The following is a 24,952-nucleotide window of genomic DNA, read 5'->3' as shown; positions in this document are numbered from 1 at the left end:
GACTGGTTTTACGTGAATTAGTTTACGGTATTACCACCTTCTAGCTTAGTCTTCCAACCTAGAAACCACAAAATAGGGGTTAAGATACTCGGCTTTTTGATTATAGCGCAGAGGCTCGCCATTCACTTGGCTGACCTTTGCCCCAGCGATACTCGCCACCGCGTGTCCGGCCCCGGTATCCCACTCTGAAGTTGGGCCAAGACGAGGGTAAACATCGGCTTTACTTTCGGCTACTAAACATAACTTAAGTGAACTGCCTTTAGGCACCATGTCGACTTGCTCGAAGCGGGTAAGGTACTCGGCTAAATCTGGTGAAGGATGTGAGCGCGAGCCAACTACTTTGATTAAACCTTGATTGGGCTTTGTGGTGACTTTGAGCTCTATGCGAGCTTCACCCGTTTGCTTGAACGCGCCAATACTTTTTTCTGCAAGGTAGCTTTCATTAAGTGCTGGAGCATGAACAACACCAAGAATGGGTTCACCGTTATTAATAAGTGCAATATTTACCGTAAATTCGCCATTTTTCTTGATGAATTCCTTAGTGCCATCAATGGGGTCAACCAGCCAATATTCTTGCCATTGTTGGCGCTCTTGCCAATCTATTCCTGCGCTTTCCTCACTTAATATCGGCATTTCGGGAGTGAGGGTTTTAAGGCCTGCAACAATAATTTTATGTGCAGCGAGATCTGCCTCAGTGACGGGACTTTCATCTTCTTTATATTCAACATTAAAGTCCTTGGCATAAATCTCCATAATCGCTTCACCAGCGCGAATACTCAGATTTAATACTTCTTCCAGCAGATCCGTATGATTCATGACTTACCCTATTAAATTTTTTGACAGTAGATAGTGTATTAGCTGCTGGACAGATTCTTCCAGCGACTGCTCGGAAGTATTTAAACATATTTCTGGACTAATTGGGGGCTCATACGCCGAATCAATACCAGTAAAATGTTTTATTTCTCCTGCGCGCGCTTTTTTATACAAACCTTTAGGGTCTCGTTGCTCGCAAATTGCAAGCGGCGTATCGAGATATACTTCAATAAACTCGCCGCTTGCGACTAAGTTACGCACCATGTCTCGTTCTGCTTGAAAAGGAGAGATAAAAGCAGTGAGTACCATTAGTCCTGCATCGACCATGAGTTTGCTGAGTTCACCCACTCGACGAATGTTTTCGACGCGGTCTTCATCGCTGAACCCTAAGTCTTTACACAGTCCATGCCTGACATTATCGCCATCAAGGAGGTAGGTATGTATGCCTTTAGCTTGCAGTGCATGCTCAAGTGCATTGGCCACTGTGCTTTTGCCTGAACCTGAAAAGCCTGTAAACCAAAGCACGCAAGGCTTATGACCTTTTAATTCGCTACGTTTTGTTTTATCTACGGCATAGTTATGCCAAACAATATTTTCGTCCATACTTTGCTCTATTAAAATGGAAAGACAAATGGAATAACAGTCAGTACCGTCGCTGAATAAATCAATGACAAGGGCAGTCCCATGGTGACGTAATCACGAATTCGATAGTTGCCTGCGCTATACACCATGAGGTTAGTTTGATAGCCAAAAGGTGAGATAAAGCTCGCGGATGCGCCAAAGGCTACCGCCATTACAAAGGGTAGTGGATTTACATCAAAGCCACTTGCCAGCGCATAAGCCACTGGGAATGAAAGTGCTGCCGCGGCATTGTTAGTGATGAGCTCGGTAAATATCACAGTCATCACAAAAATGGCGATAAATGCGCCGTAAGGACCAAAATCCCCTAACAACCACAATAAGCTCGAGGAAATCTCTGCCGCTAGTCCGGTTTCAATCATTAACTTAGCCAGCCCTATCGCACTGCCAACAATAGCGACAAGCTCAATAGGAAAGCGACGTTTCATCTCAGGGACTTTGATTGTACCGAGCACCACAAGGGCGGCGAGTAACACAATTAACCCTTTTACCAACGGTACAACCCCAAAGATGCTAAGGCCAACCACTGTCGCAAAACTTGCAAGTACCGTGTTGGACTTATTACGAGATAGATGTGTTTGTAAATCTAGGCCTGAAATATACACAAATTCGCGTTTGAGATTGGGGAGTGCATAAAAATCGCTGCTTGGGGCAAGTATTAAAGAGTCGCCCGCTTGTAATTCGACCTGACCGATTCCACCTTGTAGGCGATCATGACCACGACGTATCGCAATAATAGCGGCATGAAACTGCTCCCTAAAGCGGATCTCTTTAATAGTTTTTCCAAGAAAGCGCGAAGACTGACTTACGACCACTTCCACCAAGTGCTCAACGTCTTTCTCGTGTTTATCATGGACTATCTTTAATCCATCGAAACGCTGTAACAGTGGCACTGAGTTGATGTCGCCCACAAATAGCAGAACATCACCAGCAAGAATTTCTTGTTGTGGCGTTACGGCGCATATCCGTCGTTCACCACGAATGATTTCAGCAAGAAATAAGTCTTTGAGGTCGCGCAGGCCGTTTTCTTCAACCGTGCGACCAACTAGCTTGGAGCTTGGCTCAACTTTTCCTTCTAAATAAAACGGCACGACCTCATCATTATTTTTGCCGTTGTCGGGCAAATATTTGAGCATAATCGTGATGGTCAATAAACCAACACTCAGGACGGCGAGACCAACTAAGGTAAAGTCAAAAAAGCCCAGCGGCGCCATACCTGCTTCTACGGCAAAGCCATTAACAATAAGATTGGTAGAAGTACCTATCAGCGTTAACGTACCACCTAAAATAGCGGTATAAGAAAGTGGTAATAATAGCTTAGAAGGCGCATGTGTTTTGCTCTCTTTAACGGTGGTGATAAGCGAAGCAACCACCGCCGTGTTATTGGTAAAAGATGACAAAAAGGCGGTGGATAAACCCAGTTTAATCACCGCTTTTGCGAGACTACCTTGTGCCATTGAGTGGGCGAGTTTTTTGACTAAGGTTGTTTTTTCAATCGCAATAGAAACTAGGATAAGTAGCACAAGTGTGATTAAAGACGGATTCGCATAGTTCACCAACATCGATTCAAGATCGATGAGGCCAGTCAAATAACTGGTGGCGATTGCACCTGTGAAAAGCCATGCAGCGTTAATACGTGTGGCAAAAAGACACACCACTAACGCTAGCATAATGCCTGTTAAAATGACTTGTTCCATAATGACGTCATACCTCGACTAACAGGCTAAATTGCATTATTTTAGCTTCGAAATATCAAGCGCTTGCCAATGAGGGAAGTGCTTGCGAACTAATGCATTAAACTCAATCTCAAATTCACTAAACTGACTTGAGGACGTTGCTGTTGCTGCTTCAACCGTTTCCACCATACCCGCACCTATGGTTAGGTTTGATAGGCGATCAATTAAGATAAACGAGCCAGTTTCACGATTATTTAAATACTCATCCGCAACGACATTTTCTGTCAGCTCGATGGTCACGATAGCAATTTCATTTAATGACAATGAATCGGCTTGACCGTGCTCAAGTGTATTCACATCGATAGTGTGCTCGATATTTTTCACGATTGCCGCGGTTTTCTTGCTACCCAATTTAAGGTTATAACTTTTACCCAATTGTAGTGGTGTTTCGTGCATCCATACCAGCTTAGCTGTGATCTGATTCGTCACCTGAGCAGTCGACTCTGCAGGCACAATCACATCGCCACGACTCACATCGACTTCATCTGCTAGGGTGATAGTGAATGCTTGTCCGGTTTCCACTTGAGTTAGATTGCCATCAAAAGTCACGAGTTCTTTAATGGTTGAAGTCTTACCTGATGGCAATACTTTAACCGCTTGGCCAACGCTTAAGCTACCAGAGGTTAATGTGCCTTGGAAACCACGAAAGTCTAGATTAGGACGCACAACATATTGCACCGGGAAGCGCGCTTCAAAACCATGATTAGGTTCTGCCGCAGGAGAGTCTTCCAGCAGTTCCAGCAATGGTTTGTCTTGATAATAAGGCGTTTTTTCTGAGCGATTTACAACATTGTCGCCTTTAAGTGCTGACATTGGCACAAAGCGAATATCTCGTACGTTCAGTTGTTCAGCAAATTTCAAATAGTCGGCCTTTATGCGCTCAAATACGGCCTCATCAAAATCAACAATATCCATCTTGTTTATCGCGACAACGAACTGTTTGATACCCAATGAATCACAGATAAAGCTATGGCGTTTTGTCTGAACTTGTACACCATAACGGGCATCGACAAGAATAATGGCCAAATCACTGGTCGAAGCACCCGTAACCATATTACGTGTGTATTGCTCGTGTCCCGGCGTATCGGCAATAATAAATTTACGCTTCGCTGTCGAGAAATAGCGGTAAGCCACATCAATCGTAATACCTTGCTCACGCTCCGCTTGTAAGCCATCAACGAGTAACGCTAAATCTAGATCTTCCCCCGCATTGCCGACTTTTTCATTGTCTTTGTGTAGCGCAGCTAATTGGTCTTCATAGATTTGATGGCTATCGTGTAGCAAACGGCCGATCAGCGTTGATTTACCGTCATCTACGCTGCCGCAGGTCATCATGCGCAACAAGCTCTTGTCTTGCTGACGCGCTAAGTAGGTTTCAATGCCTAATTCTTTCACTTCATTTGCTGTTGACATTAGAAATACCCCTCGCGCTTTTTCTTCTCCATTGATCCTGATGAATCATGATCAATCACTCGTCCTTCACGTTCTGATGACGTAGATAACAACATTTCTTCGATAATTCCAGTGAGCGTATCGGCCTCTGATTCAACTGCCCCCGTTAGTGGGTAACAGCCGAGTGTTCTGAAGCGTACAGATTTCATTTCTGGCACTTCACCTTCGGCAAGTGGCATGCGGTCGTCATCGACCATAATTAACGTCCCGTTACGTTCAACAACTGGTCTTGGCTTTGAGAGGTAAAGTGGCACTATCTCAATACCTTCTTGGTAGATATATTGCCAAATATCGAGCTCTGTCCAGTTTGATAATGGGAAAACACGAATGCTTTCGCCAGGGTTCACTTGACCGTTATACGTATTCCATAACTCCGGACGTTGGTTTTTAGGATCCCAGCGGTGGTGCTTATCTCTAAATGAATAAACTCGTTCTTTTGCGCGAGATTTTTCTTCATCACGGCGGGCACCACCAAAAGCCGCATCAAAGCCATATTGATCTAGCGCTTGCTTCAGGCCTTGTGTTTTCATGATATCGGTATGCTTAGATGAACCATGAACAAATGGACTGATGTTCATCTCTAGTCCTTCTGGATTTTTGTGCACAAGCAGTTCAAATCCATACTCTTTTGCTAATCTATCGCGAAACTCGATCATTTCTCTAAATTTCCAATTGGTATCAACGTGGAGTAGAGGAAAAGGGATCTTCGCAGGGTAGAAAGCCTTACGAGCAAGGTGAAGCAGTACCGACGAGTCTTTACCAATCGAGTACAGCATTACCGGGTTTTCAAACTCTGCGGCAACCTCTCGGATGATCTTTATGCTCTCAGCTTCGAGTTGCTGGAGATGGGTTAAAGCCATGATTAATGTCCTACTTATAAATTTAACTATCTGTGACGGTTATTACGCGACTTGCGTAATGGGTTGAGCAAAGCTACTGATTTGATTGTTCTTATTAAACCAAGCTAATTGCTCATGTAATGCTGCTACTTCACCAATAATCAATAGTGCTGGCGACTGAATATCATGCGCAGTAATAGTCTGTGCAAGTTGATCTAATTGTGTTCTTACTACACGCTGAGATTTGCGTGTGCCATTCTCAACAATTGCTACAGGTGTACTCGGCGAGCGCCCATGAGTGAGTAATTGCGCCTGAATGTGCGGCGATTTAATCACTCCCATGTATACAGCAAGCGTTTGATTCGCTTTAGCCAAGCCTTCCCAGTCGAGTTCTTGTCCATCTTGCTTACAATGCCCAGTCACAAATTGAATAGCTTGGGCATGATCTCTATGAGTTAATGGAATACCAGCGTATGCGCTACATCCAGCTGCAGCAGTAATGCCAGGAACAATTTGATATTTCACGTTATTTTCGGCCAATACTTGCACTTCTTCGCCACCGCGACCATAAATAAATGGGTCGCCACCTTTTATTCTACAAACCTTTTTACCTTGTTTGGCTAAATCAACCAAAATCTCGTTGGTGTGCTCTTGTTTAACGCTATGATTACCGGCTTTTTTGCCCACGCAGATTAAATCAGCGTCACGACGTACAAGATCCATGATTTCGTCTGAAACGAGGTAGTCATAAACCACAACATCGGCTTGTTGCATTAGTTGTAATGCTTTAAGCGTCAGTAGCTCTGGGTCGCCAGGACCTGCACCGACGACATAAACTTCGCCTTCGGGTGAGGGAGTGCTTTCTAGCATGGCTTCAAGTTGAATTTGTGCATTTTCATTGTTACCAGCTTGTACTTCACTTACCACATTTGAATCAAAGACGGATTCCCAAAACTGACGGCGGTCTGCAAAGTGTTTAAAGCGCGCTTTCACTTTATGTCTGAATTGACCAACAAGCGTTGCCAGCGGACCAATATGTTGTGGAATAAGAGTTTCTAACTTCTCTCGTAATCGTCTTGCAAGGACGGGCGCAGTTCCTGCACTAGATATGGCAATCGTTATCGGGTTTCTATCCACGATTGAAGGAAAAATAAAATTACACTTTGGTTGGTCATCGACTACGTTAACGAAAAGGTTGCGCGCTTCAGCAAGCTCTGCCACCTCTGCATTTACTGCTTCAATATCCGTTGCCGCAACGACTAACATGGCATTGTCTAAGTCTGATGCATCAAATGGCTTATGTCGAAGTACAACGCTTGCATCCGCTGCTAGTGATAAAAGCTCATTGCAAAACTCAGGTGAAACCAAAGTGACTGCTGCATTGGCTTTTAAAAAGGCGCGGCACTTTCTCAGCGCAACCTCACCACCACCTACAATCAATACAGGTTTATTTTCTAGTTTGGTAAAAATTGGCAAGTATTGCACGATAACCTCTGCTAAACATCACGACGGTAGATATCAATATTGATTGATATCAGTAATAGAGCGCAGCATATAGAGTTGCAAATGTGGGAAAAAATAATTTAAACCGACTCAATATAACCAAAAGTTATAAAGAAAGCGGTTAAATTTTACTTTCTTTATATTTCATTGGGTTAACTTAAGTTTTTGCTGTGATTTGACGATTATAGTGTTTGGTTATGAGATATTCATTTAATGAACAATAGTGAAAACCGTATCCGACAGCTAATTGTGAGCGGACATTTGTCCTATTGTTGGTGCTGCTGTATGCATTTAACTAGGGCCTGTTGACCTTTGCTGTTTGATTTTTGTTCTCCTGAGTGGGTTTTGGTCGCGGCGCTCGATTTGCCGCCTAGTAATCTAGGCAAAAGTGGAGCAACAATGAACAAAGCGCACTCAGGTGAACCCAAAGGGCAGCACTTGATTGGCATTTCTACTGTGTTATCGCCTGACTCACATAGAACGACTATGCTACGCAGGCTCTGCCTTGTATAAATACCAATCAAGCCGCCGCAAAAACAAACTTGAAAGATAAACAGGCCCTAGGCTTATTACATAGAATGAAAAGGAACACGGTAATGACTTTACAATCTGATGCTCGGTTGTCGCTGAGTTTAATGGATTTGACCTCTTTGAAAGAGGACGATACGCCGGCAAGTATTCTCGCGTTATTGAATAGCATTAACCCTGATATTGGACTACCAGCGGCTATTTGTGTGTATCCGCAGTTTGTGACGTTAGTAAAAGAAGAGTTGGAAAAGCGTGAGTGGTCGCAGATAAAAGTAGCAACGGTGACCAACTTCCCATCGGGAGAGCAAAAGCTCCAGCAGGTCGTTGCACAAACTCATTTAGCAATCGCAGATGGTGCCGACGAAATTGATCTCGTGCTTCCTTATCAGCAGCTGATGGCGGGTGATCCAGATACACCTTGGCAATATGTGCATTCAAGCAAGCTTGCTTGTCAAGGTAAAGCAAAGCTCAAGGTCATCATCGAAAGTGGCGTATTGGCCAAACCAAAGCTCATTGCGGAGGCCGCGCAGCTTGCCATTATGGCGGGCGCGGACTTTGTTAAAACAAGTACAGGAAAGGTTGCTGTCAATGCTACACCAGAAGCGGCTGAAGTTATCCTTAAGACAATCAAAAGCAGTGGTAAATCGGTTGGATTTAAAGCGGCCGGTGGAGTAAAGTCAGTAGTAGAAGCGCAGCGATATTTACGATTGGCCGAAGAAATTATGGGGGCCGAGTGGCTCAATGCCAAGAATTTTAGATTCGGTGCTTCAAGCCTATTGAGTGATGTAGCAGTGGTTGTGAATGGACAGAGCGAGTGAAGCAGAAAAGATAAAACTTGAGCATGACGCGGCTAAACTGTTTTTACGCAGTTATGAAAAGCAGTTTGCAGTGCATATGCGCCATATTTGGCACAATGAGCCCAATAAACCGGATGTCAGTTGTTATCAGGGAAAAACACAGCTTGATATCGAAATAGCCCATTTTTATGCCAGTGAGAAAGAAGCGATGGCTGTGCTTGGGCGTCCGCTATCTCTCTCCACGCAAAGAGAGCTGGCTGTAATGAGCCAAGCCGCTGACTCCGATCAACTGAGTATCGGTTTGCAGCGGCTGCTCAATCAAAAAGCCAAAAAACACTATGATTCACAACGTGTTTGGTTGTTAATTCGAAACGCCAGCCCCATTTATCATCTTGACGATTTTAAGCGCTTAAAAGCCACTTGGGAGATCCCTGATTGTCACCCATTTGAGCAAGTTTGGGTGCTTTGTGATTTTTATCACGGAGATTTATTGCGTCTTTTCTGAAGACGTCGCAAAACCAAGTTTAGATTAAATGTTACTTTGCATATCTTTTACACTTGTTTTCGTTTGCTTCGTCAGTATAATGGGCATCCACTTTGCAGGGGCGTAGTTCCAATTGGTAGAACAGCGGTCTCCAAAACCGATGGTTGCGGGTTCGAGTCCTGCCGCCCCTGCCAATTCAGCAACAAGTCCACATTTAAAATAACGTGACCCAAAACCACTTAAGTCGCTTATTTGTAAATTTGGATTGAATGGATTTACCCTGTTCTATGCAGGGTTGTTGTGTCTGTATTTAAGGTAAAATTGATTATGAGCACTAATGTTGAAAACTCGTCGAGCTCGATGGACACGGTAAAGTGGCTAGCTGCTATTGCACTTCTAACTGGTGCCGTAGTTGGTAATTATCTATATGCCGATTTATCTGTTTTAGTACGCGCTGTTGGCGTAGTTGCAGCTATCGCTGCGGCTTTGGGCATTTTGGTAACGACTGAAAAAGGCCGTACCTTTATCGCTTTTGCTAAAGAATCACGTATTGAAGTACGTAAAGTTATCTGGCCAACGCGTCAGGAAGCGACTCACACTACTTTCATCGTGATCATTGCAACGGTGATTATGGCATTAATCCTATGGGGATTAGATGGTATACTTTTCCGTGCAGTAGGCTTTTTAACTGGATTGGAGATCTGATCCCATGTCGGATGAGAACAAAGAAAAGAAATTACGTTGGTACGTGATCCAAGCGTTTTCAGGTTTTGAAAAACGCGTAGCACAAACCATTATCGAGCATATTAAAATCGAAGGGTTAGAAGACCTATTCGGTGAGATCCTTGTGCCGACTGAAGAAGTGGTTGAAATGCGTGCAGGTCAGAAACGTAAATCTGAGCGTAAATTCTTCCCTGGCTATGTATTAGTTCAAATGGTAATGGACGATGCGTCTTGGCACTTGGTGAATAGCACACCGCGTGTAATGGGCTTTGTTGGTGGTACGTCAGACCGTCCAGCACCAATCAGTCAAAAAGAAGCGGATCGTATTCTTAACCGTCTGCAAGAAAATGCTGAAGCACCGAAACCTGCTACTTTATTTGAGCCGGGTGAAGTGGTTCGTGTTACAGATGGTCCATTTGCTGACTTCAACGGTGTGGTTGAAGAAGTGGATTACGAAAAGAGTCGCCTGAAAGTATCGGTACTTATTTTCGGTCGTTCAACGCCTGTAGACCTAGAATTTGGTCAGGTTGAGAAAGACAAATAAATTCTAACTTGAAAAAGTTGTCAAAGGCCGCTGATTAATCTATAATCAGCGGCCTTTTTGTTGTACGCAAAAATATGCGGCAAAAAGACTGAATTTTTTAACTGGGAAGCCGTTTGAGTACGCGTCCTCGCGCGCACGAGGCAAAGACCCACAATTGAGGTATTATCATGGCTAAGAAAGTTGAAGCTCTAATCAAGCTACAAGTTGCTGCTGGTATGGCTAACCCTAGTCCTCCAGTAGGTCCTGCACTAGGTCAACACGGTGTAAACATCATGGAATTCTGTAAAGCGTTCAACGCACGTACAGAGTCTATCGAAAAAGGCGCACCTGTTCCTGTTGTTATTTCTGTTTACAGTGACCGTTCTTTCACTTTTGAAATGAAGACTCCACCTGCGGCATACCTTCTTAAGAAGGCTGCTGGTATCAAGTCTGGTTCTGGTCGTCCTAACACTGAAAAAGTTGGTACAGTTACTCGTGCTCAACTTGAAGAGATCGTTGAGACGAAACGTCCAGATCTTACTGCTGCTGATATGGACGCAGCTGTACGCACGATTGCAGGTTCTGCACGTGCAATGGGCTTGAACGTAGAGGAGTAATTGAGAATGGCTAAATTAACTAAGCGTATGCGTACTATCCGCGAAAAAGTGGATGCGACTAAAGAGTACGAAATCAACGAAGCTGTTGCTCTTCTAAAAGAACTTGCTACTGCTAAGTTCGTTGAAAGTGTTGACGTTGCTGTAAACCTAGGTATCGATGCTCGTAAATCTGACCAAAACGTACGTGGTGCAACTGTACTACCTCACGGTACTGGTCGTGATGTACGCGTAGCGGTATTCACTCAAGGTGCAAATGCTGAAGCTGCTAAAGAAGCTGGTGCTGATTTAGTAGGTATGGAAGACCTTGCAGAGCAAGTTAAAAAAGGCGAAATGAACTTTGACGTTGTTGTTGCTTCTCCAGATGCAATGCGCGTTGTTGGTCAACTAGGTCAAATCCTAGGTCCACGTGGTCTTATGCCTAACCCTAAGACAGGTACTGTAACGCCTAACGTTGCAGAAGCTGTTAAGAACGCTAAAGCTGGTCAGGTTCGTTACCGTAACGATAAGAACGGTATCATCCACACTACTATCGGTAAAGTAGACTTTGACGCTAACCAACTTCAAGAAAACCTTGAAGCGCTAATCATCGCGCTTAAGAAGGCTAAGCCTTCTACTGCAAAAGGTACTTTCGTGAAGAAAGTAAGCATCTCTACTACGATGGGTGCTGGTGTTGCTTTAGACCAAGCTACTCTAAATACTCAAGTAGTATAATTTAGAGTTTAGCGTTTACATGGCGTAAAAATTAGACTATAATTTTGCGCCATTTTGTAGAGAAGTGTACTTCTTTACAAAGCAAAGAATTCGGGTTGAAGCGCATAATTTCGAAAATTGTTTCCATCATGGTCTACAATGAATCGATAAATTGCGCTTCCGTCCAAGACCGTAGGTGGCTTCGGCCTTAATCGTCCTACGTAGACGGTGTGAATCCCAGCTAGATTTTCCTAATCTTCTGGCTCTCGCCGTAAAAAGCATCTCTGCTAAAGTTTTTAGCAGGGTAGAGTAGAACTGAAAAACATGTTTGTTTTTCTATAAACCAGGAGTAACACCCATGGCTTTAAATCTTCAAGACAAAAAAGCAATTGTTGCTGAAGTCAACGAAGCTGCCAAAGGTGCTCTTTCAGCAGTTGTTGCTGATTCTCGTGGTGTAACAGTAGGTGCAATCACTGCTCTTCGTAAAGAAGCTCGTGAAGCTGGTGTATGGATGAAAGTTGTTCGTAACACCCTAGCTAGACGTGCGGTTGAAGGCACTGATTACGAATGCCTTAATGAATCACTAGTTGGTCCAAGCCTAATCGCTTTCTCTTCAGAGCACCCTGGTGCTGCTGCGCGTATCTTTGCAGATTTCGCGAAAAAGAACGAAGCATTTGAGCTTAAAACTGCTGCATTCGAAGGCAAAATCGTTGACGTAGATATGCTTGCTAAGCTACCTACTTACGACGAAGCTGTTGCACGCTTAATGAGCGCTATGAAAGAAGCGTCTGCTGGCAAATTGTGTAAAACAATTGAAGCGGTACGTGTACAGAAAGCTGAGCAAGCTGCTTAATTTAAGCAACGCTCCTTTCTTTAATAAATTTTTTGAACCGCATGGGTTCGTAAATAATTAGGAAATTTGAAATGTCTGTAACTAAAGACCAAATCCTTGACGCTATTGCTGAAATGTCAGTAATGGAAGTTGTTGAACTAGTTGAAGCTATGGAAGAGAAGTTCGGTGTAACTGCAGCTGCTGCTGTTGTTGCTGCTGGTCCTGCTGAAGCTGCTGAAGAAAAGACTGAGTTCGACGTAATCCTAGCTGCTGCTGGCGGTAACAAAGTTGCTGCAATCAAAGCGGTACGTGGCGCAACAGGTCTAGGCCTTAAAGAAGCTAAAGCTCTAGTTGAGTCTGCTCCTGCACCTATCAAAGAAGGTGTATCTAAGGAAGAAGCTGAAGCTCTTAAGAAAGATCTTGAAGAAGCTGGTGCTCAAGTTGAGATCAAGTAATCTAGCTCCCGCTAGGTTCGCTGCCTGAGAAATCAGGCAAGGGCTGGTGATTATTTAATCACCGGCCCTTTTGCGCTATAGAGATATGCATTTCTATCGTGCATAAATCTTCGAATTTCACTGTAATTTTCAATAACTTAGAAGTTTTTGTTGAAAATCGCAATGGCATTTGAAGTAACACTGATTTGATGACATTAACGATTTGAATATAGCCTGAATTGTGCTCATTTAAGCCGTTAGTTAAGCAAGTTAGTGTGACAATTTAGATGTTGTTATCATGGCTTAGATGCCAGTGAAGTCTGTTCAATTTTGGACAGGTTGGGTCAAAGATCAGCAAGCTGAGGAACCCCATGGCTTACTCTTATTCTGAAAAGAAACGTATCCGTAAGGATTTTGGTAAACGTCCACAGGTTTTGGACATACCTTTCCTACTGCAAATGCAGTTGGAATCGTTCGATAAGTTCATTGCGCCTGATGCCGATGGCGATACTGGATTGGAAGCTGCTTTCCGTTCTGTATTCCCTATCAAGAGCTACTCGGGCAACTCTGAACTTCAATACGTCAGTTATCGTATTGGCGAGCCAGTATTTGACGTTAAAGAATGTCAAATTCGCGGTGTGACATATTCTGCTCCACTTCGCGTTAAACTACGTCTTGTGCTAATGGACAAAGATGCACCTGGCACAGTCAAAGACATAAAAGAGCAAGAAGTTTACATGGGCGAAATCCCGCTCATGACAGACACCGGTACTTTTGTAATCAATGGTACTGAGCGTGTTATCGTTTCTCAGCTACACCGTTCACCTGGTGTATTCTTTGATAACGACCGTGGTAAATCACACTCATCTGGTAAAGTGTTATATAACGCACGTGTGATCCCTTACCGTGGTTCATGGCTTGACTTTGAATTCGACGTTAAAGATAACCTTTACGTTCGTATTGACCGTCGCCGTAAACTACCAGCATCTATCATCTTACGTGCACTAGAGTTCACTTCAGAAGAAATCTTGGCACTATTCTTTGAAACGACAAGTTTCGAAGTAAAAGATGGCAAAGTGTTGATGGAACTTGTGCCTTCACGCCTACGTGGTGAAACCGCTGCATTTGATATTAAAGATGCAAACGGTGACGTATTGGTTGAAAAAGGCCGTCGTATTACTGCACGCCACATTAAGAGCATCGAAAAGCAAGGCATCGACACTCTTGAAGTACCGCATGAGTACATCATCGGTCGTGTTGTTGCTAAAAACTATATCGACGAATCAACAGGCGAAGTGATTGCAGAAGCGAACACTGAACTATCACTAGAGCTTATGGCTGAATTGGTGAAAGCGGGTCACTCAAAGATCGATACGCTTTACATCAACGAAGTAGACAGCGGTGCGTACATGTCAGAGACATTACGTGTTGATTCTACTAACAATCGCCTAGAAGCATTGGTAGAAATCTATCGCATGATGCGCCCTGGTGAGCCACCAACAAAAGAAGCTGCAGAAGCGTTATTTGATAACCTATTCTTCTCTGAAGAGCGCTACGACCTCTCAACGGTTGGTCGTATGAAGTTCAATAGCCGTGTTGGTTATGATTCAGATGAAGGTAACGGTACGCTATCTAAAGAAGATATCGTGAGCGTGATGAAGGTATTGATCGACATCCGTAACGGTAAAGGCGATGTTGATGACATCGACCACTTAGGTAACCGTCGTATCCGTTCTGTAGGTGAAATGGCTGAAAACCAATTCCGTGTAGGTCTTGTACGTGTTGAACGTGCAGTACGTGAGCGTCTAAGTCTTGGTGACCTAGATAACGTTATGCCACAGGATTTGATCAACGCTAAGCCAATCTCTGCAGCAGTAAAAGAATTCTTTGGTTCTTCACAGCTTTCACAATTTATGGACCAGAACAACCCGCTTTCAGAAGTAACGCACAAACGTCGTATTTCTGCATTAGGTCCGGGTGGTCTAACTCGTGAGCGTGCTGGCTTCGAAGTACGTGACGTACACGTAACGCACTACGGTCGTGTTTGTCCTATCGAAACGCCTGAAGGTCCAAACATCGGTCTAATCAACTCGCTATCTACTTACGCGCGTACAAACGACTATGGTTTCTTAGAGACTCCATACCGCAAAGTAGTAGACGGTATCGTTACTGACGATGTTGATTACCTATCAGCAATTGAAGAAGGTCAGTTCGTTATCGCACAGGCGAATACAACGCTAACTGATGACAACCAATTTGCTGAAGAATTGATTCCATGTCGTTTTAAAGGTGAATCAACCTTTATGCCAAGCGACAGCATCCAGTATATGGACGTATCTCCACAGCAGGTAATCTCTGTGGCTGCAGCGCTTATCCCATTCCTAGAACACGATGACGCGAACCGCGCATTGATGGGATCGAACATGCAACGTCAAGCTGTACCTACACTACGTGCTGATAAGCCGCTAGTTGGTACTGGTATTGAGCGTACACTAGCGAAAGACTCTGGTGTAACAATCGTTGCTAAACGTGGCGGTATCGTTAAGTACGCTGATGCGAGCCGTATTGTTGTTAACGTTAATGAAGATGAGCGCATCCAAGGTGAAGCGGGCATCGACATCTATAACTTAACTAAGTACACACGTTCAAACCAAAACACGTGTATCAACCAGAAACCAACTTGTATGGTTGGTGAGCCGGTGGTACGTGGTGACGTGCTTGCTGATGGTCCTTCAACAGACCTAGGTGACTTAGCACTTGGTCAGAACCTACGCGTAGCGTTCATGCCTTGGAATGGTTACAACTTCGAGGATTCAATCCTACTTTCAGAGAATGTTGTAAAAGAAGATCGTCTAACGACTATCCACATTCAAGAGCTTCAGTGTATTGCTCGTGATACTAAGCTTGGTCCAGAAGAAATCACTGCGGATATTCCAAACGTAGGTGAGTCTGCACTAGGTAAGCTTGACGAATCAGGCGTTGTATATATCGGTGCTGAAGTGAAAGGCGGCGACATCCTTGTAGGTAAAGTAACGCCTAAAGGTGAAACGCAGCTAACACCTGAAGAAAAGCTACTACGTGCTATCTTCGGTGAAAAAGCGTCTGATGTTAAAGACAGCTCACTACGTGTACCTAACTCTGTATCTGGTACGGTTATCGACGTACAAGTGTTTACGCGTGATGGTGTTGAAAAAGACAAACGTGCACTAGAAGTTGAAGATATGCAGCTTCGCGAAGCGAAGAAAGACTTCAACGAAGAGTTCAGAATCCTTGAAGGCGGTATCCTGACTCACGCTCGTAACCTACTGATTAAATCAGGTATGAGTGAAGAGCAGCTTGCTGGCTTTAACACTGAGAAGCTACTAACACAAAGCCTTGCTGATGAAGAGCATCAAGCAGAGCTTGAGCAACTAGCTGCACAGTATGACGAGCTTAAAGCTGACTACGATAAGCGTTTCGAGAACAAGCGTCGTAAGATCACTCAAGGTGATGACCTAGCACCTGGCGTACTTAAGATTGTTAAAGTATACCTAGCTGTTAAACGTCGTATCCAACCTGGTGATAAGATGGCGGGTCGTCACGGTAACAAGGGTGTAATCTCAACTATCGTTCCTGTTGAAGACATGCCTTACGATGATAAAGGTCGTACTGTAGATATCGTACTTAACCCGCTGGGTGTACCATCACGTATGAACATCGGTCAGATCCTAGAAACTCACATGGGTCTAGCTGCTCGTGGTATCGGTGAACGTCTTGAAGAAATGATGAAAGAGCAACGTGAAATTCACGAGCTACGCGAATTCATCAAGAAAGCTTACGAAATCGGTGACTGCCGTCAGAAAGTAGATATTGCTAACTTCTCTGATGATGAAATCCGTCGCTTGGCAGATAACCTTAAAGGTGGTCTTCCAATCGCAACACCAGCATTTGATGGTGCACGTGAAGCTGAAATCAAAGACATGCTAGAGCTTGGTGGTTATCCAAGAAGTGGTCAGGTAACGTTATATGATGGTCGTACTGGTGATGCATTTGAGCGTCAAGTAACAGTAGGCTACATGTACATGCTGAAACTGAACCACCTTGTTGATGACAAGATGCACGCGCGTTCAACAGGTTCTTACAGCCTAGTTACTCAGCAGCCGCTGGGTGGTAAGGCACAGTTCGGTGGTCAGCGTTTCGGTGAGATGGAGGTATGGGCACTAGAAGCATACGGTGCTGCCTACACGCTACAAGAAATGTTGACAGTGAAGTCGGATGACGTTAACGGTCGTACTAAGATGTATAAGAACATCGTAGACGGTAACCACAAGATGGAACCGGGTATGCCTGAGTCGTTCAACGTACTGTTGAAAGAAATCCGCTCGCTAGGTATCAACATCGAGTTGGAAGAAATTTAATCCGACCGCCGCAGTGCGCTGCGGCGTTGCATAACTGCAACCGGACTGAAAAGAATGTAGGGGTGAGCATGGCTTGCCCTCAAGATTAACCTCCGACAGGAGAGCTAAGGTGAAAGACTTACTTAAGTTTCTGAAGCAACAAAATAAGACCGAAGAATTCGATGCAATTCGCATTGGTCTTGCTTCGCCAGACATGGTGCGTTCATGGTCTTACGGTGAAGTAAAGAAACCTGAGACAATCAACTACCGTACTTTCAAGCCTGAGCGTGATGGCTTATTCTGTGCCCGTATCTTCGGCCCAGTAAAAGATTACGAGTGTTTGTGTGGTAAATACAAGCGCTTGAAGCACCGTGGTGTTATCTGTGAAAAGTGTGGCGTTGAAGTAACGCTAACAAAAGTACGTCGTGACCGTATGGGTCACATAGAGCTGGCTAGCCCAGTTGCGCATATTTGGTTCTTGAAATCACTTCCGTCACGTATCGGCCTAATGCTAGACATGACGCTTCGTGATATCGAGCGCGTACTTTATTTCGAATCATTCGTGGTTACTGAGCCAGGTATGACTACGCTTGAGCGCGGTCAGCTACTAGGTGAAGAAGAATACCTAGATGCACTTGAAGAGCACGGTGATGAGTTCGAAGCGAAGATGGGTGCAGAAGCTGTACTTGATCTACTTCGTGACCTAGACCTTGGTCAGTTAATCGCTGAAATGCGTGAAGAGTTGCCAACAATCAACTCTGAAACTAAGCGTAAGAAAATCACTAAGCGCCTTAAACTAATGGAAGCGTTCCACCAATCAGGTAACAACCCTGAGTGGATGGTAATGAGCGTGCTACCGGTTCTTCCACCAGATCTACGTCCACTAGTACCACTAGACGGCGGTCGCTTTGCGACTTCAGATCTGAACGACCTTTACCGTCGTGTGATCAACCGTAACAACCGTTTGAAGCGTCTTCTAGACCTAGCTGCACCAGATATCATCGTACGTAACGAAAAGCGTATGCTTCAAGAAGCGGTTGATGCGCTACTTGATAATGGTCGTCGTGGCCGTGCAATTACAGGTTCTAACAAGCGTCCACTGAAGTCGCTTGCTGACATGATCAAAGGTAAGCAAGGTCGTTTCCGTCAAAACCTTCTAGGTAAGCGTGTTGACTACTCAGGCCGTTCTGTTATCACCGTTGGTCCTACGCTGAAACTACATCAGTGTGGTCTACCTAAGAAGATGGCACTTGAGCTATTCAAGCCATTTATCTACGGTAAACTAGAGCGCCGTGGTATGGCGACAACCATCAAAGCTGCGAAGAAGATGGTTGAGCGTGAAGTACCAGAGGTTTGGGACGTACTAGACGAAGTTATCCGTGAGCACCCAGTTTTACTTAACCGTGCGCCAACACTTCACCGTCTAGGTATCCAAGCATTCGAACCTGTACTTATCGAAGGTAAAGCGATTCACCTGCACCCGCTAGTGTGTGCGGCGTATAACGCTGACTTCGATGGTGACCAAATGGCTGTTCACGTACCACTGACGCTTGAAGCGCAGTTGGAAGCGCGTGCATTGATGATGTCTACCAACAACATCCTAGCACCAGCTAACGGTGAACCAATCATCGTTCCTTCACAGGACGTTGTACTAGGTCTTTACTACATGACTCGCGATCGTATCAACGGTAAAGGTGAAGGTTTAGTATTTAAAGATGCTAAAGAAGCTGAAAAAGCATACCGTGTAGGTGCTGCTGAGCTTCACGCTCGTGTTAAAGTGCGTATCACAGAAGTGACTATCGACGAAGAAACACGTGAGCGCGGCACGTTAACTCACCTAGTAGATACGACAGTAGGTCGTGCAATCCTTTCATTGAATATCCCTGAAGGCTTGCCGTTTGAACTGATCAACAAACCACTAGGTAAGAAACAAATTTCTGGTCTTCTTAACGAGTGTTACCGTCGTCTAGGTCTTAAAGATACAGTTATCTTTGCTGACCAAGTGATGTATACCGGTTTCCACTACGCGATGAAGTCAGGTGTTTCTATCGGTATCAATGACATGGTAATCCCACCAACGAAAGGTGAGATCATCGATCGTGCGGAAGCTGAAGTTGCAGAAATCAACCAACAGTTCCAATCAGGTCTTGTAACTGCCGGTGAGAAATACAACAAAGTTATCGATATCTGGTCACGTGTAAACGAAAACCTTTCTCGCGAGATGATGGCTAACCTTTCAAAAGAAACGGTTATCAACGCTGAAGGTAACGAAGAAGAGCAACCGTCATTTAACTCTGTGTTTATGATGGCAGACTCAGGCGCTCGTGGTAGTGCTGCTCAGATCCGTCAGCTAGCGGGTATGCGTGGTCTAATGGCACGTCCAGATGGTTCAATCATCGAAACGCCAATTACAGCGAACTTCCGTGAAGGTCTAAACGTACTACAGTACTTTATCTCGACGCACGGTGCGCGTAAGGGTCTAGCGGATACGGCACTTAAGACAGCGAACTCGGGTTACCTAACTCGTCGTCTAGTAGACGTAGCACAAGATTTGGTTATCAATGAATCAGACTGTGGTACTGAAGAAGGTCTAGTAATGAAGCCGCTAATTGAAGGTGGTGACGTTGTAGAGCCGCTTCGTGAGCGTGTATTAGGTCGTGTTGTTGCTGAAGACGTGGTTAAGCCAGGTACAACAGAAGTATTGGTTGAACGTAACGTAATGATTGACGAAAAACTGTGTGACCTTCTAGAAGAGCACTCAGTAGACGAAGTTAAAGTACGTTCTGTAATCACCTGTCAAAACGACTTTGGTGTGTGTGCACACTGTTATGGTCGTGACTTGGCACGTGGCCACATCATCAACCCTGGTGAAGCAGTTGGTGTAATCGCGGCACAGTCAATCGGTGAGCCGGGTACACAGCTTACGATGCGTACATTCCACATCGGTGGTGCGGCATCACGAGCTTCTGCAGAGAACAGTGTTCAAGTTAAGAACAATGGTAATCTGAAACTTCACAATGCGAAGTTTGTAATCAATGCTGATGGCAAAATCGTTATCACCTCTCGTTCAACTGAGATCACGATAATCGATGAGCACGGTCGTGAGAAAGAGCGTTATAAAGTTCCTTACGGTGCAGTATTAACTGTACAAGATGGTGCTGACGTTAAAGGTAACGACATTGTTGCTACTTGGGACCCGCATAGCCACCCAATCATCATTGAACATGAGTCAAAAGTATCGTTTAGCGATATCGATGATTCAAACACTGAAGCACAGACTGATGAATTAACTGGTCTAACACGTGTGGTTGTTAAGGATCTTGCGAAAGTAAACGCGAAAGAGCCTAAACTAATCATTGAGAACGAAGAACGTGGTCTTCAAGAGATCCGTCTACCTTCATTCACAACGATTGAAATCACAGATGGTGCAACAGTATTACCTGGTTCGGTATTGGCTCGTATTCCACAAGAAGGTTCGAAGACTCGTGACATCACGGGTGGTCTACCTCGAGTTGCTGACCTATTCGAAGCGCGTAAGCCAAAAGATCCTGCAATTCTTGCAGAAATCACAGGTACCGTTAGCTTCGGTAAAGAGACTAAAGGTAAGAAACGTCTTGTGATCACACCGGAAGAGGGTGATGCATACGAAGAGATGATCCCGAAATGGCGTCAGCTTAACGTGTTCGAAGGTGAGCAAGTGGCTAAAGGTGAAGTAATCGCCGATGGTCCAGAGTCTCCGCACGACATCCTACGTCTACGTGGTGTTACTGATGTATCTAACTACATCACTAACGAAGTACAAGAAGTATACCGTCTACAGGGCGTAAAGATTAACGATAAGCACATTGAGACTATCGTTCGTCAGATGCTTCGTAAGTGTATCATCCTTGATGGTGGTGACAGTGAATTCCTAGTAGGCGAGCAAGCTGAAGTTGCACGTGTAAACATCGCTAACCGTGAACTAGAAATGCAAGGTAAGATCCCAGCTAAGTTTGAAATCCAACTAATGGGTATTACTAAAGCGTCACTTGCGACTGAATCGTTTATTTCTGCGGCATCGTTCCAGGAAACAACACGTGTTCTAACCGAAGCTGCGGTTAACGGTAAGAGCGATGAGCTACGTGGTCTGAAAGAAAACGTAATCGTGGGTCGTTTGATCCCAGCGGGTACAGGTTTCGCATACCATGAAGAGCGCATCAACCGTCGTAAGCAAGGTGAAGCAGCTGTTGAAGAGCAAACAGTAAGTGCTGAAGAGGCGACTCAAGCGCTAACAGATGCACTAAACGCTGATTTACTAGGTGGCAACGAGTAATCCTCGCCATTTAGCGAATTAATTGAAAAACCGCTGTGTGAATACAGCGGTTTTTTTATGCCTTTTTAACTCGCTGGTCGAATTGCCATCAAAGCGTCACATCAATATGTATACTGCAACAAAGGTTTTTCAATGCAATCGCTAACTTTTGTTAACTTTCAATAGCTTCGCAGACAAAACCATCCGAATTGCATGCATTTACTTAGCGCTGATGACGACTTTTGGTTGACAGGTTAAACTTTGGTCATTAAAATTCGGCCACCCATTTTAGTCGTTCAAGAAAATTGGATTTGACCTAAATGGTAAGATTTTATTTTTCAGTAGTAATTTATTAATTCAGGAGCTATTTAATGGCAACTATTAACCAGCTAGTGCGTAAGCCACGTCGTAGCAAGGTTACAAAGAGCAACTCTGCTGCTCTTAAAGCTTGTCCACAAAAGCGTGGTGTATGTACTCGTGTATATACAACAACACCTAAGAAACCAAACTCTGCATTACGTAAAGTAGCGCGTGTACGTTTAACTAACGGTTTCGAAGTAACTTCATACATTGGTGGTGAAGGTCACAACCTACAAGAGCACAGTGTAATCCTAATCCGTGGTGGTCGTGTTAAAGACTTACCAGGTGTGCGTTTCCACACTGTTCGTGGTGCACTTGACTGTGCAGGCGTAAACGACCGTAGACAGGCTCGTTCTAAGTACGGTGCAAAACGTCCTAAGGGCTAATGGTTCTCCGTTAGTAAGGCCAAGCACTTAAGTTTTAAATTTTTATATATTGTTTTGGGAATCCGTGTTTAGCACGGACCTGAAGATACCGGAGAAAGAAAATGCCTAGAAGACGCGTAATAGGTCAACGTAAAATTCTTCCAGATCCGAAGTTCGGATCAGAGCTTCTTGCTAAATTCGTTAACGTAGTAATGCTTGACGGCAAGAAATCTACTGCTGAAAAAATCGTATATGGTGCGCTAGACGTGGCTGCTGAAAAATCAGGCAAGTCGCACCTAGAAATCTTTGAATCTGCACTTGATAACGTTCGCCCACAGGTAGAGGTTAAATCTCGCCGTGTTGGTGGTTCAACGTACCAAGTACCAGTTGAAGTACGTCCAGTGCGTCGTAACGCACTAGGTATGCGTTGGTTGGTTGAAGCTGCACGTAAGCGTGGCGAAAAATCAATGGGTCTTCGTCTTGCTCAAGAGATGATCGACGCTGCTGAAAACAAAGGCACTGCGGTTAAGAAACGTGAAGACGTTCACCGTATGGCTGAAGCGAACAAAGCATTCGCTCACTACCGTTGGTAATCTGCTAACACCCTTTAAGAGGATATTATGGCACGGACAACTCCGATTGAGCGCTACCGTAACATTGGTATATGTGCTCACGTAGATGCGGGTAAAACAACTACGACCGAGCGCGTACTTTTCTATACTGGTCTTTCTCATAAGATTGGTGAGGTACATGACGGTGCCGCAACTATGGACTGGATGGAGCAGGAGCAAGAGCGTGGTATCACGATCACTTCTGCTGCAACGACGTGTTTCTGGAAAGGGATGGATGCTCAGTTTGATGAGCATCGTGTAAACATCATCGATACTCCAGGACACGTAGATTTTACTATCGAAGTAGAGCGTTCATTGCGCGTACTTGATGGTGCTGTTGTTGTGTTATGTGCTTCATCAGGTGTGCAACCGCAAACTGAGACCGTTTGGCGTCAGGCAAATAAATACGAAGTACCACGTATGATTTTCGTCAATAAGATGGATCGTACGGGTGCTAATTTCTTGTCTGTTGTTGAACAAGTTAAAAAACGTCTCGGTGCTACACCTGTGCCTATTCAGCTACCAATTGGTGCTGAAGATGAATTTAAAGGTGTTATTGACCTTATCAAGATGAAAGCGATTAACTGGAATGAAGAAGACCAGGGGATGACTTTCAACTATGAAGAGGTCCCTGCAGATCTTCTTGAGCTTGCTGAAGAATGGCGTTCTCATCTAATTGAGAGCGCTGCAGAAGCTTCTGAAGAGCTAATGGAAAAATATCTTGAAGATGGTGAGTTGAGCGAAGAAGAGATTAAATCAGCCCTTCGCCAACGCACATTGGCCAATGAAATTGTGCCAATGACGACAGGTAGTGCATTCAAGAACAAAGGTGTTCAGGCTGTGCTTGACGCTGTGATTGAATTCATGCCTTCGCCTACTGAAGTAAAAGCTATCCAAGGTGTCTTAGAAGACGAATCCGAAGATACGCGTGAAGCTGACGATAATGCACCGTTTGCGGCGCTTGCATTTAAGATCGCAACCGATCCATTCGTTGGCACACTTACTTTCTTCCGAGTTTACTCTGGTAAAGTTAGCCAAGGTGATTCGGTACTAAATCCTGTTAAAGGTAAAAAAGAGCGTTTTGGACGTATTGTTCAAATGCACTCTAACTCGCGTGAAGAGATTAAAGAAGTTCATGCGGGTGACATCGCGGCTGCTATCGGCCTAAAAGATGTGACTACTGGTGATACACTTTGTGCTCAAGATGCCCCAATTACGTTAGAACGTATGGAGTTCCCTGAGCCTGTAATCTCGGTCGCAGTAGAACCTAAAACAGTAGCTGACCAAGAAAAAATGGGCGTTGCGCTTGGTAAACTTGCAGCAGAAGATCCTTCATTCCGTGTAGAAACGGACGAAGAATCTGGTCAGACGATTATCTCTGGTATGGGTGAACTTCACTTAGATATCATTGTCGATCGTATGAAGCGTGAGTTTAACGTTGTGTGTAACGTTGGTAAGCCTCAGGTTGCATACCGCGAAACTATCCGAGCTTCTGTTGAAGCTGAAGGTAAGTTTGTGCGTCAATCTGGTGGTCGTGGTCAATATGGTCACGTTTGGTTGAAGCTAGAACCAATGGATGTCTCTGATGATGATGCGCCAATATACGAATTCGTTAACGAAATCGTAGGTGGTACAGTACCAAAAGAGTATATCCCAGCGGTTGATAAAGGTATTCAAGAGCAGATGAAGCAAGGTGTTCTTGCCGGTTATCCGCTATTGGGTGTTAAAGCTACCCTGTTTGATGGCTCGTTCCACGATGTTGACTCAAACGAGATGGCGTTTAAGATCGCAGGTTCGATGGGCTTTAGAAAGGGCGCGCTAGAAGCAAGTCCGGTTCTACTTGAGCCTGTCATGAAAGTAGAAGTAATCACCCCTGAAGAAAACATGGGTGATGTAGTAGGCGACTTAAATCGTCGTCGTGGCATAATTGAAGGCATGGAAGAAGCATTTGGTGGCTCGAAGCAAATTAATGCTCAGGTCCCGCTTTCTGAAATGTTTGGTTATGCAACAGACTTACGCTCCGCTACACAAGGGCGCGCATCGTACTCTATGGAATTCCTAAAGTATGCTGAAGCGGCTAAAAACGTAGCTGATGCAATAATTGCAGCTCGCGCTGTTAAGTAATTTTAGTTCGGTCCGGTCTTAGGGCTGGACTTTAATTTCTTTATAGGAAATTTGAAAATGGCAAAAGAAAAGTTTGAACGCGTAAAACCGCACGTAAACGTTGGTACTATCGGCCACGTTGACCACGGTAAAACTACACTAACTGCAGCAATCACTAACGTACTTGCAAAAGTATACGGTGGTACAGCAAAAGACTTCGCATCAATCGATAACGC

General features: G+C 44.5%; 21 protein-coding genes and 1 tRNA gene. 15 read left to right on the top strand and 7 right to left on the bottom strand.

Annotation, left to right across the window (positions count from 1 at the left end; all coding sequences use genetic code 11):
• Positions 1-45: 45 nt before the first annotated feature.
• The 7 genes from cysQ to NO992_RS16160 all read right to left on the bottom strand — a co-directional run bounded on the left by cysQ (position 46) and on the right by NO992_RS16160 (position 7,431).
• Complete coding sequence (gene cysQ, locus NO992_RS16190; RefSeq protein WP_010376240.1) at positions 46-816, bottom strand: 3'(2'),5'-bisphosphate nucleotidase CysQ; 771 nt, start codon at positions 814-816, stop codon at positions 46-48.
• A 3-nt stretch (positions 817-819) separates the two neighbouring features.
• Complete coding sequence (cysC, locus tag NO992_RS16185; protein ID WP_010376239.1) at positions 820-1,416, bottom strand: adenylyl-sulfate kinase; 597 nt, start codon at positions 1,414-1,416, stop codon at positions 820-822.
• 11 nt (positions 1,417-1,427) lie between these two features.
• Positions 1,428-3,152, bottom strand: coding sequence for an SLC13 family permease (locus NO992_RS16180; protein ID WP_172439990.1), 1,725 nt, complete (start codon positions 3,150-3,152; stop codon positions 1,428-1,430).
• 33 nt (positions 3,153-3,185) lie between these two features.
• Complete coding sequence (gene cysN / locus NO992_RS16175; protein ID WP_017219215.1) at positions 3,186-4,601, bottom strand: sulfate adenylyltransferase subunit CysN; 1,416 nt, start codon at positions 4,599-4,601, stop codon at positions 3,186-3,188.
• Positions 4,601-5,500, bottom strand: coding sequence for a sulfate adenylyltransferase subunit CysD (gene cysD, locus NO992_RS16170; RefSeq protein ID WP_010376235.1), 900 nt, complete (start codon positions 5,498-5,500; stop codon positions 4,601-4,603). Before cysD ends, cysN begins: the two co-directional genes overlap by 1 nt.
• Before the next feature lie 42 nt (positions 5,501-5,542).
• On the bottom strand, positions 5,543-6,964 hold the full coding sequence (gene cysG / locus NO992_RS16165) for a siroheme synthase CysG (RefSeq protein ID WP_371378932.1): 1,422 nt from the start codon (positions 6,962-6,964) through the stop codon (positions 5,543-5,545).
• Between the two features lie 284 nt (positions 6,965-7,248).
• Complete coding sequence (locus NO992_RS16160) at positions 7,249-7,431, bottom strand: hypothetical protein (protein ID WP_081629159.1); 183 nt, start codon at positions 7,429-7,431, stop codon at positions 7,249-7,251.
• A 147-nt stretch (positions 7,432-7,578) separates the two neighbouring features.
• Between NO992_RS16160 and deoC the strand changes: the two genes are divergently transcribed.
• From deoC to NO992_RS16085, 15 genes are all read left to right on the top strand, one after another.
• Positions 7,579-8,328 carry a deoxyribose-phosphate aldolase gene (gene deoC, locus NO992_RS16155; protein WP_010376233.1) on the top strand — a complete coding sequence of 250 codons (750 nt, stop codon included), beginning with the start codon at positions 7,579-7,581 and terminating at the stop codon, positions 8,326-8,328.
• Positions 8,312-8,812, top strand: a complete 501-nt coding sequence (locus NO992_RS16150; RefSeq protein ID WP_010376232.1) for a hypothetical protein — start codon at positions 8,312-8,314, stop codon at positions 8,810-8,812. The genes deoC and NO992_RS16150 overlap by 17 nt, the downstream gene beginning before the upstream one ends.
• A gap of 96 nt (positions 8,813-8,908) precedes the next feature.
• Positions 8,909-8,985: transfer RNA gene (locus tag NO992_RS16145), tRNA-Trp, on the top strand.
• 133 nt (positions 8,986-9,118) lie between these two features.
• Positions 9,119-9,496 carry a preprotein translocase subunit SecE gene (gene secE, locus NO992_RS16140; RefSeq protein ID WP_010376231.1) on the top strand — a complete coding sequence of 126 codons (378 nt, stop codon included), beginning with the start codon at positions 9,119-9,121 and terminating at the stop codon, positions 9,494-9,496.
• A gap of 4 nt (positions 9,497-9,500) precedes the next feature.
• The gene (gene nusG, locus NO992_RS16135) at positions 9,501-10,058 is read left to right on the top strand and encodes a transcription termination/antitermination protein NusG (RefSeq protein WP_010376230.1); all 558 of its coding nucleotides are present in this window, start codon (positions 9,501-9,503) and stop codon (positions 10,056-10,058) included.
• Between the two features lie 167 nt (positions 10,059-10,225).
• On the top strand, positions 10,226-10,654 hold the full coding sequence (rplK, locus tag NO992_RS16130) for a 50S ribosomal protein L11 (RefSeq protein WP_010376229.1): 429 nt from the start codon (positions 10,226-10,228) through the stop codon (positions 10,652-10,654).
• Between the two features lie 6 nt (positions 10,655-10,660).
• The gene (gene rplA, locus NO992_RS16125; RefSeq protein ID WP_010376228.1) at positions 10,661-11,365 is read left to right on the top strand and encodes a 50S ribosomal protein L1; all 705 of its coding nucleotides are present in this window, start codon (positions 10,661-10,663) and stop codon (positions 11,363-11,365) included.
• Between the two features lie 337 nt (positions 11,366-11,702).
• Positions 11,703-12,197, top strand: a complete 495-nt coding sequence (gene rplJ, locus NO992_RS16120) for a 50S ribosomal protein L10 (protein WP_010376227.1) — start codon at positions 11,703-11,705, stop codon at positions 12,195-12,197.
• A 71-nt stretch (positions 12,198-12,268) separates the two neighbouring features.
• Positions 12,269-12,631, top strand: a complete 363-nt coding sequence (rplL, locus tag NO992_RS16115) for a 50S ribosomal protein L7/L12 (protein WP_010376226.1) — start codon at positions 12,269-12,271, stop codon at positions 12,629-12,631.
• Positions 12,632-12,981: 350 nt separating this feature from the next.
• Positions 12,982-17,007: a DNA-directed RNA polymerase subunit beta gene (rpoB, locus tag NO992_RS16110; RefSeq protein ID WP_017219219.1), complete on the top strand. Its 4,026-nt coding sequence runs from the start codon at positions 12,982-12,984 to the stop codon at positions 17,005-17,007.
• Between the two features lie 109 nt (positions 17,008-17,116).
• Positions 17,117-21,298, top strand: a complete 4,182-nt coding sequence (gene rpoC, locus NO992_RS16105; RefSeq protein WP_010607820.1) for a DNA-directed RNA polymerase subunit beta' — start codon at positions 17,117-17,119, stop codon at positions 21,296-21,298.
• A 350-nt stretch (positions 21,299-21,648) separates the two neighbouring features.
• Positions 21,649-22,023 (top strand): 30S ribosomal protein S12, encoded by a 375-nt coding sequence (gene rpsL / locus NO992_RS16100; RefSeq protein WP_010367657.1) that lies wholly within the window; start codon positions 21,649-21,651, stop codon positions 22,021-22,023.
• Positions 22,024-22,124: 101 nt separating this feature from the next.
• A complete protein-coding gene (rpsG, locus tag NO992_RS16095; protein ID WP_010376219.1) occupies positions 22,125-22,595 on the top strand; it encodes a 30S ribosomal protein S7 in 471 nt (156 codons plus the stop codon).
• A 27-nt stretch (positions 22,596-22,622) separates the two neighbouring features.
• Positions 22,623-24,737 (top strand): elongation factor G, encoded by a 2,115-nt coding sequence (fusA, locus tag NO992_RS16090; protein WP_017219221.1) that lies wholly within the window; start codon positions 22,623-22,625, stop codon positions 24,735-24,737.
• Between the two features lie 57 nt (positions 24,738-24,794).
• The coding region (locus NO992_RS16085) for a GTP-binding protein (protein WP_010374560.1) at positions 24,795-24,952 on the top strand (158 nt) is incomplete at its 3' end.

The organism is Pseudoalteromonas sp. DY56-GL79, from assembly GCF_041414765.1.
GTDB lineage: Bacteria > Pseudomonadota > Gammaproteobacteria > Enterobacterales > Alteromonadaceae > Pseudoalteromonas > Pseudoalteromonas piscicida.
Note: the sequence above shows the minus strand (reverse complement) of the source record. Positions and strands in the feature narration are given on the sequence as shown.